Below are 10,654 nucleotides of genomic sequence, written 5' to 3'. Positions count from 1 at the left end.
TTCGTCATATTGCACACGCATATTCGTCATATTGCACACGCTTTTCGTCATGTTGCACACGCATATTCGTCATATTGCACACGCTTTTTTTATTTTTATGCTTTTTTACTAATACATAAGTATTTAAATGTTTAAATATTTAAGTATTTAGCGTATTAATAATAGATTTTGTGTGCAAAAAGTAGTTTTTTATTATATTGCACACACTTTTTGATAAAAAAGTTATATTTCGTCATATTACACACGCCTAACATTTCCATTTTTTTATGTATTTGTTCCAGCAATTTGCTATTTCTTCTTTATCTTTTCCCATTGCTTTTAAAAATTCCATATAAAATTTGTGGATACCATTAAGTGTATTGTTTTTGATTTTCTTTTCTATCTCTTTAACATATGTTGGTAAGTTCTCTTTATCTGATTTAACTCTATTTAAAACATACCAATTTGCAAATTTTTTAATGCTTTTTTTTGGTATAACGCACTCCTCATTTGGATAAATATTGCTATTATCCCAGCCAAATACAAATTTCTTTTTTTCTTTGTCATAAAAGCAATGTATATATATGCCTGTAATATTTTTTATTTCTTCAATACCCCGATTAATGCCTTTTGCTGTTTTGCTTTCATGTGGATATTTTTTATTAAAAATATCTGCTGTATGTTTATAATTTGTTCCAAACATTGCATTGATCTGCTCTAAAGTTTTCTCAACTTTGCCATATCCAAAACCCTCTTTATTAGGCAAATCATAGTATCGTTTGTACATTTCATAAAGTTTTAATCCAAATTTGGTTTTAAATCTTTTATTGTATTCAAGTTCTATTGGAGTATATCCAGTCTTTTGTTTAAGAAATTCAATCATTTTTGAGCTTATTTCTATTTCGATTTCATTTTCCTTATCTTTATAGATTGTTGCTTCATTAAGAAAACTTACAATAGCCATTTTTACTTCTCTTCCCTTATAGTTAAAATCCCTTAAAAAAAGCACATTCTCTTTTAACTTTTGAAGCACTTTATATATTCTGTCATCGTTCCTACCATTCCTATCTAATCCTAAATATGCTCTTAACTCTGGTAGTTTCAATGTAAATTTTTCCCCTTTTATTTCATAGAAGTGATATAAAACATTTATCATCTTATCGGGTAAAACTTCTTTATCTGTTTTTTTAATATAGCCATCTGTTAGACTATTATGTTTTTTGACAATAGGGTATTTTTTTAGTTTTTCTTTCATCATTTCTCCCTTTTCGCTTCCTTTGCTTCCATTTCCAAAAAGAGCTGATTGTGCTTTTTCAGATATTGGTCCATAAATTTTCTAATCTCTTTACTTGCATCACTATTTTGATACTTTGCAAGTTTTTTGAAAAGTTCCCATTTTTTCGTATTTACTCTTATGTTTACAACTTTCATTTCCATTATTTTTTCTCCTTTTTATGTAATTATTATATACCTATATTTTAGATAAAATATAGGTATATATCAAGATTAAAGCAAATATTTTTTTGGTTTCATATATTCAAAAAAAATTAAAATGAATGTGTTAAAATTTGCTTGCGATAGAGTCACATTGTGAAACTTCATTTAGGTCTTGTGGGTTGTGTGGGTGGGTATCAAAATGAAGGAGTAACAATGTGGCGTTGGTGGCTTATATTGCTATTGGTAGCCTTATTGGTTACCTATGCGTATTGAGGGGGTGGCTTCCCCTCAATACTAAGCAATATAAGCCCTCTATCGCTATTATAACATAGAAATTATCTTGATAATCCAAAATTTTGATTTTGTTGTTCTTGCTCCTGATTTTCTAACTTCTCTTTAATTTCAATTACTTGTTTTTTTAGTTCATTATCTTTTACTTCATCTTTTTCTTTTTACTTTCCATCTCCAAAAACAATTGAGAATTTTCAGCCAAATATCTTTTTATGAATTTTCTTATCTCTTTACTTGCATCACTATCTTTATATTTTGCAATTTTTTTGAATTTATCCCATAAATCATCTTCGACTCTGATTGTTTTTTGTGTCATTCTCTTGTCTTGCATGTTTTCTCCTTTTGCTGTATAATGAAGTTATAAATCTCCAGCTATATGCTGGACCACCCGCTTTAGCGGGGAATTAAAGTTTTAAAAGCTCTTTTATCCTCTCTTTAAGCTCAATAAAATCGTTATTAGACATTTTTCCAATTTTTCTTTCTAATCTGTTTGCATCAAATGCTCTTATTTGTGATAAAACTGCATAACTCTCTTTATTTTCTTTAAAAGAGAATTTGTAGTGAAATATGTCATCTTTTGCTTGAGAAGTAAGAGGAATACCGATAAAAAAGAATCTATTAAATTTTCTCAATATCAATACAGGTCTTAAAAAGAAATCGCCTTTGCCATTTTGTTCATAACCGATATTCTTTCCAATCCTTATGTAATAGATCTCTCTTTCTTTAAAATGGAGTGGATAGTTCTTTTTGTTCGTTGATTTTTTAATTTTATTCCATTGGTCAAAAGGATTTACTTCTTCCATTTTATTCCTTAATGTAATTCAATTACAAATATATTATATTTGCTTTGTAATGACGAAAAGCTTAAAAAGATACTCTTTTCTTAAAAAGTTTTGGCTATCTGGTATTGAAAAGTGGGATTTTCAATAAATGTTACAAGGTATCATTTTAGATTTTTAGCTTATTAAGAATGATTTTGTTTGTTATAATGCGGTGCGGTAGGTTGTCATTGGAGCTCTCCGCACGGGTTGGTGGGTGGGAGTTGGGATAGCCCAACTGAAAGGAGCTCCAATGAGCAGGATAATTTTAATCCTGATTTTGGTAGCTTTGATAGTCACCAAATGTTGGTAGGGAGTGCCGCCCTCACCTTACGTCTACCGCTGTATAAGTCCAATACATATGGCACTCTTTATGATTTTCAAGAAGGTATTGTACCGGAGATTTAAAATTAAGAGAAGAGTGGGGGATTTTGGTATTGTAATCGATGAGCCATTTTGCTAATTTTTTATTAAATTCTTCTAAGTCTGTAAAGAGTACATCTTCATAGTATTGAATGAATTGTTCTTGAATAGTTCTATTAAATCGTTCATTGTGTGCATTCATTTGAGGGCTTCTTGGATATGTCCAGTAGTGTGTAAAGCCTTTTTGTTCCAGCAGAGCGTCAAACTCTTTTTTAAATTCACTGCCATTATCAGAAAGAATTGCAAGTGTACGTTTATGTTTGATGGAAGTTATTCCATCGATGAGAGCTTCAAGGGCGTATGCAGTATGTTTTGCTCTTTTGGATGGAATTGCTACTGCGAATGCAATACGTGTAAGTGGGTCTATCATAGTAAGGATATATCGTTTTATACCGTTTGAGACTATTTGGATGGTATCTACTGTCCAAAGTTCAAAGGGTTTGGATTTGAGGTTTTTTGGTTTACGATTTTTTACTACTTTTTTTTAGGTTTGACTCTTCCTTTGGAGTCTACTCTGTAAGGAAAGAGTCTCATTTTATCTGGTGCTTTTGCGATTATTCTCCCTATTGTTGATTCTGATGGTGTTTTAAGACCTCTTTCTTCACAAAAGGGTTTTAGTAGATGGTAGAGTTTTGCCTTACCGATGTTGGGATATGCTTTTCTTAATCGTTTTATCTCTTTTATAACTTGTAGTAGAACTTTTGACTCTCTTACTCTTTTTGGTTTGCGTGATTTTGGATTTAAGGCTTTTATATCATCATCTGCATCTTTTAATGCTTTTTTCCACCGAAAAAGCGTTCTTCTACTTACTCCAAAAGCATCTATTGTAGCTTCCAATCCATACTTTTGCCAAAAGTCGAGTATCTTTTTTTCTTCTTTTTGCCTCTTCGCTTATCATAAGCGAATTGTAGTAAATTCGCTCTAATCTTTTATACCCTTTGAGCCCTGGAAATGTGTATTTGATTTGCACTCCTCATTCCCTTTTAAAGAGTGCCAGATCTGAATGAACTTATGCATTATTTATTTTATGGCTTTTATAAAAATTTTCTTCATCTACCAATAATATGAAAATGATAGTTGTTATCATTATAAGTATTTTATAAGTCAAGAGACCCTATTATTTTATTACGATTTTCATATTCAATAAAAAGGAACTACTATGACTACAGGAATCAAGAATAAACAGGCAAAAAAAATTCTCACTGACGCATGCATTATATTTTTAAAAGCCAGATATTCAAAAATAAAAATAAGGAAAAAATCATGACAGTAGTAACGGCTTTCTTTAAATAGCAATTATAAAAAATGCTCTCTTCTGTGCTGTTTATTAAATTTGTGGGTAGAAACGAACTATCATGCTTTAAAATTTGCAAAAGGAGCAATCATGATTTATCCCGCTGAATTTATCATTACAGAATTTACTGACGGGTATGTAGAAGAGGATTTTTTGTTTCATGAATTAGGGTTTGAGTATGCATTGGATATTTTGGAAATTCCTGATGAGTTTCTTGAAGATGTTGAATATATTGCAGATGAGGGATTAAAAATCTATCTTGATGAAAGAAAGATAGAAGAGTATATAGGTATGGATTGGTATTACAATCTTTTACCTTATGAAGCAAAATTAACTATATAAAGGATCCGATTATGACAAAAATTATCTATGCAACACAAACGGGAAATACAGAAAATATAGCAAACCAAATTGCCCAAAAAATTGGTGAAAATGTAGATGTTGTCGATATTGCAAACGCAACAAAAGATGATTTTGAAGATGCTGATTTTTTGATTATGGGAACTTCTACTTGGGGCGAGGGAGAATTGCCTGATGAGCTTGAAGGAGCTATGCCACTTATTGAATCTTTGGATTTAAAAAATAAAAATATCGCTCTTTTTGGCTTGGGAGATCAAGAGGAGTATGGGGAATATTTTGTCAATGCTTTGGGAATTTTGTATGAAAAACTTAAAGAAAAAGGAGCCAATATCGTAGGTTTTACTTCAACCGATGGGTATGAGTATGATGAAAGTAAAGCTGAGATTGAGCCAGGAGTTTTTTGTGGATTGGTTTTGGATGAAGATAATCAAGATGATCTTACCGAACAAAGAGTCGATAGATGGCTTGAGGAAATTAAGCCCTATATAAAGTAGAAGTTGGCAATGCGGCTATCTGGATTTATCATAAAAAATGGGAGAATTTATGAGATTCTCCCTAAGACCTGTTACTTTGAAAGTATAAGTGAAAGAAGAAGGCTTTTTTTTGAAATAATCAATTTTACATTGCCAAAAAGTTTTCGCTTTAATTTACAAGAGTATGATTTTACAAACCAAAACATAGCTCAAATTTTTATGCAAAAAATTATCTCACTTCTACCCTCTTGGGAAATTGCATTGCCATTTTTAATGCAAAAAGAGTTTCAATTTTTAATAAATTTAGATGAAATGTTTTTATACATTGTCTATAAAAGAATTTTAAAGAAAAATCCTAAAAAATTTGTCTCAATACAACCTCCATTTATCTATATTGATAATGGTAAAAGAAAAGTAAGAATCCATCCTCTATGGAAATCCAATTTTAATAAAACTACTATAGAAAAAGAGATGCAAATAATGGAGAAAAATGTAGAGCACTATATCGTTCTTCCAAAACAAAACTACTTTTACCGCTACAAATCTATCTACCACCAAAATTGTGAGATTTTACGCATTGTGCCATATTCATTCTCTTTTTTTAAAAGAGCCAAAGCCGTCTCATAAACGGCTTGGCTTTTTATATCGACTCAGCAGATACAATCCCAATAAAAGTAAAGCTACGCCAATTTGAGCGGCTGCTGTCTCAATTGTTGGGGAATATCCAAAATAATCCCTTAAAAACTGCCAGTTTGGCAAAAAGATTGATGGAGTAGCACTTATAATATTTGCCGTTTGCAATCCTCGAATACCGGCACCTACAAATATAACTGCAAGGATAGATAAAAGAAATCCTGTTATTTTAAAAATAAGATTAATCGGCAGTTTTTTTATACCCTTTATTAGTAAAACAGCCACAACGATAATAACTGCCAAACCAATTACAAATCCTATCCATACCGCTTGAGGATAAGAATCGTGAGCTAAAGCCTCATAAAAAAGCACTGTTTCAAATCCTTCACGATACACCACCAAAAATCCTATAAAAAGCAGGGTAACAACACTTCCTGTTTTAATAGATTTTTCGCTCAGTTCTTTTGTGTAAGCAACCCACCCTTTTACATAGGTATTATGAAATATCCAAGCAGTCACAAATATGAGCATAATTGCCGCAAGCAAAGCACTGCCGCCTTCAATTAGCTCACGATTTGATGTTGAAATGCTAATAATCTCTTTTGCCACATAATAAGTTGCAATTGAAGCAAAAGCCCCTAAAGCTACACCGCCAAAAAGAAAGATTTTATCTCTTTTACTATTAAAAAGTGTAAGCAAAACTGCCAAAACTAAAACGGCTTCAAGACCTTCACGAATAATAATCATCATTGATTGAAACATAGAATTGGCATAGGAAAGTTTTGATTCTAGCTCAATTTGAGCTTGTTGTAACTTTTCTTTCAATATTGCTATAGTTTTTGGCAAATTCTTTATATCTTTATGCGCAAGCTCATATCCCAATCCTTTTATATCACCAAAGCCATCCCAAAAAAGCCCTTCAATTTCAGTAGCCAAAGCCGGATCTCTTGGTTTTAATCGCACCTCAATATCTGGATCAAAAAAGCTGTATGCTTCAAGTCTAAAAAAATCAGCCTGTTTAAAATTATTCTCTTTTGCCATTTTTAGCATTGCATCTAAACTACTGTTTATGTGAGAGACTATCTCTTTTGGAGTCTCTCTTATATCTTTAACTCCTGTGGCAGTGAGCACAATCTTTTTCGCTTCTTTTGTTAAAGTTTTAACCTCTTTTTTATTTTTCTTTTTTTCAATATTAGAAATAATTTTTTCATAAATTGCAAGCAGTTTTTGAAAATCTTCTTGATTAATATTGGAAGATAAAGCTAAAATTTTTTCTTTTGCTCTTGCACTAAAAATAACAGCTTCAGTATATTCTAAATTATTTTTTATATTGCCTTCATCATCTATGCCATTTGAGTAATCAAAGGCTGTCAGTTTATTGTATCTAATGAATGACTTTACATTTGCTTGGAGTTCTTTAGGTGAGAGTTTTTTTGATTTAAGAAGTAAAATCTCTTTTTGCAAAGCAACAAGCCCCTTTTTAAAGGCATCTTTGTCCTTTTCTTTTATCGCTTTTTCAAGCTTGCTAATATCGATATTTTTACCAAGTACAGTAAAATACTCTTTTATAAAAAAAAGCTTTTCAAGTGGTTTTTGATTTATTTTCAAATCCGATTTTTCAAGTGCGATAAAAAGTTTTTTGATCTTTTTAGCAAATAAAATCTCTTTCTTTACATCTTCATCAAAATCCAGCATATCAATTAGATCAAACATCTTTTTATCATAGGCATTTGATTCAAGTTTTACAATGAGCTTTGCTTTTGCTTTTAAAAATGCTTCTAAACTTTTGGCACTCTTTATAGCTTTCAATTCTCTTAAAAAATTAAGTTTTTGTGCTGTACTTTGAAAAAAATCAAACTTTTCATCCAAAAAATTTTGATGCTGTAAAATTGCCATCTGTTTGTGAAACAGCTCTTTATCTAAATAGTATCGTTGCTTCCAAAGCTCCATACCAAAAAGAATCTGAATACATAAAGCAAGGAGAAAAACTCTTTTCATCTATATCTCCCTGCTATCTTGTGCCATTAAAAATTTTGGTATAGGAATGTTTCTATGAAGTGATTTTATAATCAGCTCCTCATAGGCAATCTTATACCAAAGTTTTGCCTCAAGTTTTTTAACTTTTTTCCCATTTAATGGGACTTTATAAGTAATTATTTGAAATCCTCTTGGTGGAATAGGAGGTCTTGTTAAGATAATATCAGCTGTTTTAAAAGTTAGGTGATCCATTATAATATTGCCTTTTTTGTCCAAAAATCTCTCTGCCCAAATGACAACATCTTTTTCTCTATCACTCTCACCACTATTAAAAATTGTGCTGTTATTTTCATCAATAGCTTTTAACTGCAACCAGATATGTTTTTGATCTATTACTCCTGTTGGCAGGTTATGTCCAGCTCCTACATTACTTACCTTTACTTTGACTTCAAGCTCATTGCCAATTCTTTTTTGAGAGATAATCTCTACTTTTGCTGCTGCTTTTAAAAACTTTTCTGTTGTTGGTCGCTGTTTATCCATTAACTCAAAATATTTTTTTACACTCACTCCTGGCAATACTCCACCTCTTATAAATAAAAGCTTCTCTTTTAAACTCGTATCTTGTAATACATGATTTCCTCCCCAAAAATTGTGTGAATATTTTTTTGGTTTTTTTATGATTCCTTTTTGCAAATTGGAAATAAACTCAACCGGTTTATAGTTCATATGGCAATCTTGGCAAGTAATATTATTTTTTGCATACCAGCTATTTTTCCATTCATCATAAGTGCTTTGTGCTTTTAGCACTTTTGTTGAAGGAGTTACTGGAGGATAATATCGTTCATTATGGCATGCTCCACAAAACGCTGAACTTCTTAAAAGCTCATTTGTTTTTGCACTTCCAAAGGCTCTTGCATGGTCTCTTGGACTTGCTAGGATGGCTGAGCCACTTAAATTATCATACGCTTTATTTAGATCAAATGTAACTGCTCCATTACCAATTTGTGGATCTGCTTTTGTAGCTGTATGACAAAAGACACATGCCAAACCTTCTGTTTGCACATCGCTTGGCTCTACACTTATAATTGGGTTATTGCGCCCCATAGCAACTTCCATAGGGTTGTGACAGCTGTCACAAAATCTTGAAAGTTCCCTTCCATGATGCCTTTTTTTAATTTGAACATTTGCTTCTATTGAATTGTCATATACTAAATCTCTACCACTGATACTATGCAAAGATGGCACCCATTCTTCAAACTCTTTTTTATGACATTTTACACAAGCTGAAGAGCTTGGAATAGCCTTTGGATTTCCCATTTTTCCATCAGCAGTTGCCAAATGTCCTGGGAAAAATGGCTGATCTTTGCCCCAAGGAGTTGAGTAAAAAAGAATATCTTTAACATCTACTCCCTTATACTCTTTTTTAGGTGTAAGTATGTAAATTATACCTACACCTAAAAGAGAAAAGATAAAAGAAAAAAGAATAATCTTTTTATATTTTTTCATCTATTGTCCTTGTGTTTAAAAGATAGATGCAAAACAAAAAGCAGAGTAAAAAAAACCGCTATAATCAAGTGAATATTGGATATAAAATCATAAGTTTCAAAGCGGTAATAGAGTGGTTTGAAAAAATAGCTTAAATACGGAATAAAATGGGCTAAACCGCTTACAAAAAGAACTATTAAAAGTGCTACCATAAAATAAGAAAGATTTACAAAACTTGAACTATTTGCTCGCAATTTTGCGGTTTTGATATGTTTTGGAAGAGTATAGAGCAGATAGAAAACAAAAAGCACACCCAGCCACAAATGAATATTTAAAATAGTCTCTGCGGCACTCCAATTAAGTGGTGCCGCAAAGTAGTAGACAAATCCGCTCACAAGCATTACCACTGCAATGGCAATGGTATATAAAGCATAGTTTTTCATTACACATTTGGCTTAATATGTAGTTTCTTAGCCGCTTTTGCCATAAGTGCGCTTAATCTATCTGCCATATCTTGAGCCTGAGATGCATAAGCATCTGCATCTTCTGGTTTAAAAATATGCCCGGATTGCTCTTTCATATAAATGTCATCCACAAATGAGACCAAATCATAAAAAGCAAGTCTAATTTGACTATCTAGTTTTGGATCGACTTTTTTAAGTTTTGGATGAATCGCCGCTTCATATGCAACTTTAAGCCCGCCACTGATTCCTTTGATATCAAAAATTCTTGAAAGCGCCACAAAGGCTTCAGATTTACCAAGGATTCTACTGTTTTTCCAATCCTCAAAATAATCGCCCATTGTCGGTATCATTGTAAGCTCAGCCGTAAATACATCGGTGAGATTCATTTTAAGATTCTTTACTTTGTCTTTTAACTCTTTTGTATACTTTTCAAAATTATCCGCTACGCATTTAAGCCATTTTGCATTCGGAAGAGCTTCTCCTTTTGTAATCTCTCCATCACCATTTAGATCCACTTTTTTAGCGACATAGCCTTCATGCGTTCCCCAAAGGGTTGGCTCAAGCAGATAGTGAAAAAAGTTTCCAGGTCTTTTTGTGTTGAATTTGCATTTATATGGGCACTTCAAATCAAAAGGTGCTACATCTTCATTGCCTTCGCTTGCAGGAATTCCGGCATCCAAAATAAGGTCATATTTTGCAGTTTGTGGCATACCAGCAACAAGTCCTTCGATAATCTCATAGTTGCTTGATGCTTCAAGCCACGCCCTTTTCATCTCTTCTATATCTTTTGTAAGATCTTTTTTGTTTTGCTTCCAGGCTTTGTCATAATTGAAATGAAAAGCCTTTATATCTTCATAATAGTCATCTGCAATATCTTTAAGCTTTTTTGCCTCATTATACAGTTTTGTAGCATGCTCAAGCTCAAACTCTTTTACTTTGTTTATCCCGCTATCAGCTAAAAGAGTTCCTGAAAGAATAAAACCTGCAACCATTCCCATTACCATTTTTTTCATAATCTCT

12 protein-coding genes and 1 pseudogene are annotated in these 10,654 nt (G+C 32.1%); 3 read left to right on the top strand and 10 right to left on the bottom strand.

The genetic code is table 11. The annotated features are described in order from the left end of the window. Nucleotides 1-247: 247 nt before the first annotated feature. The 6 genes and pseudogenes from JG735_RS09710 to JG735_RS09825 all read right to left on the bottom strand — a co-directional run bounded on the left by JG735_RS09710 (nucleotide 248) and on the right by JG735_RS09825 (nucleotide 3,785). Nucleotides 248-1,234: a replication initiation protein gene (locus JG735_RS09710; protein ID WP_199200607.1), complete on the bottom strand. Its 987-nt coding sequence runs from the start codon at nucleotides 1,232-1,234 to the stop codon at nucleotides 248-250. Beyond that, nucleotides 1,234-1,416, bottom strand: a complete 183-nt coding sequence (locus JG735_RS09705; protein WP_199200606.1) for a hypothetical protein — start codon at nucleotides 1,414-1,416, stop codon at nucleotides 1,234-1,236. Before JG735_RS09705 ends, JG735_RS09710 begins: the two co-directional genes overlap by 1 nt. A 433-nt stretch (nucleotides 1,417-1,849) precedes the next feature. Further along, the gene (locus tag JG735_RS09700; RefSeq protein WP_199200605.1) at nucleotides 1,850-2,038 is read right to left on the bottom strand and encodes a hypothetical protein; all 189 of its coding nucleotides are present in this window, start codon (nucleotides 2,036-2,038) and stop codon (nucleotides 1,850-1,852) included. A 73-nt stretch (nucleotides 2,039-2,111) separates the two neighbouring features. Beyond that, on the bottom strand, nucleotides 2,112-2,510 hold the full coding sequence (locus JG735_RS09695) for a type II toxin-antitoxin system PemK/MazF family toxin (RefSeq protein WP_199200604.1): 399 nt from the start codon (nucleotides 2,508-2,510) through the stop codon (nucleotides 2,112-2,114). 340 nt (nucleotides 2,511-2,850) lie between these two features. Continuing rightward, nucleotides 2,851-3,381, bottom strand: a pseudogene (locus tag JG735_RS09830) (integrase core domain-containing protein); the annotation flags it as partial. A gap of 41 nt (nucleotides 3,382-3,422) precedes the next feature. Then, complete coding sequence (locus tag JG735_RS09825; RefSeq protein WP_236584452.1) at nucleotides 3,423-3,785, bottom strand: hypothetical protein; 363 nt, start codon at nucleotides 3,783-3,785, stop codon at nucleotides 3,423-3,425. 547 nt (nucleotides 3,786-4,332) lie between these two features. Between JG735_RS09825 and JG735_RS09685 the strand changes: the two genes are divergently transcribed. Genes JG735_RS09685 through JG735_RS09675 form a run of 3 tightly spaced genes read left to right on the top strand, consistent with a single transcriptional unit; the run spans nucleotide 4,333 to nucleotide 5,702 of the window. After that, nucleotides 4,333-4,584: a hypothetical protein gene (locus JG735_RS09685; RefSeq protein WP_201335750.1), complete on the top strand. Its 252-nt coding sequence runs from the start codon at nucleotides 4,333-4,335 to the stop codon at nucleotides 4,582-4,584. A gap of 11 nt (nucleotides 4,585-4,595) precedes the next feature. Then, nucleotides 4,596-5,096 carry a flavodoxin gene (locus JG735_RS09680; protein WP_199200602.1) on the top strand — a complete coding sequence of 167 codons (501 nt, stop codon included), beginning with the start codon at nucleotides 4,596-4,598 and terminating at the stop codon, nucleotides 5,094-5,096. Nucleotides 5,097-5,105: 9 nt separating this feature from the next. Further along, a complete protein-coding gene (locus tag JG735_RS09675) occupies nucleotides 5,106-5,702 on the top strand; it encodes a hypothetical protein (RefSeq protein ID WP_199200601.1) in 597 nt (198 codons plus the stop codon). Here JG735_RS09675 and JG735_RS09670 read toward each other — a convergent pair. Genes JG735_RS09670 through JG735_RS09655 form a run of 4 tightly spaced genes read right to left on the bottom strand, consistent with a single transcriptional unit; the run spans nucleotide 5,697 to nucleotide 10,647 of the window. Then, nucleotides 5,697-7,706: an FTR1 family protein gene (locus JG735_RS09670; RefSeq protein WP_199200600.1), complete on the bottom strand. Its 2,010-nt coding sequence runs from the start codon at nucleotides 7,704-7,706 to the stop codon at nucleotides 5,697-5,699. The two genes, JG735_RS09675 and JG735_RS09670, sit on opposite strands and share 6 nt — an antisense overlap. Then, nucleotides 7,707-9,191, bottom strand: a complete 1,485-nt coding sequence (locus JG735_RS09665) for a multiheme c-type cytochrome (RefSeq protein ID WP_199200599.1) — start codon at nucleotides 9,189-9,191, stop codon at nucleotides 7,707-7,709. It lies immediately after the preceding gene. Continuing rightward, nucleotides 9,188-9,613, bottom strand: coding sequence for a hypothetical protein (locus tag JG735_RS09660; RefSeq protein WP_199200598.1), 426 nt, complete (start codon nucleotides 9,611-9,613; stop codon nucleotides 9,188-9,190). Before JG735_RS09660 ends, JG735_RS09665 begins: the two co-directional genes overlap by 4 nt. Further along, nucleotides 9,613-10,647, bottom strand: a complete 1,035-nt coding sequence (locus JG735_RS09655) for an imelysin family protein (protein ID WP_199200597.1) — start codon at nucleotides 10,645-10,647, stop codon at nucleotides 9,613-9,615. The genes JG735_RS09660 and JG735_RS09655 overlap by 1 nt, the downstream gene beginning before the upstream one ends. Between the last annotated feature and the right edge of the window lie 7 nt (nucleotides 10,648-10,654).

This window comes from Nitratiruptor sp. YY08-10, assembly GCF_016629565.1.
Taxonomy (GTDB): Bacteria; Campylobacterota; Campylobacteria; order Campylobacterales; family Nitratiruptoraceae; genus Nitratiruptor.
Note: the sequence above shows the minus strand (reverse complement) of the source record. Positions and strands in the feature narration are given on the sequence as shown.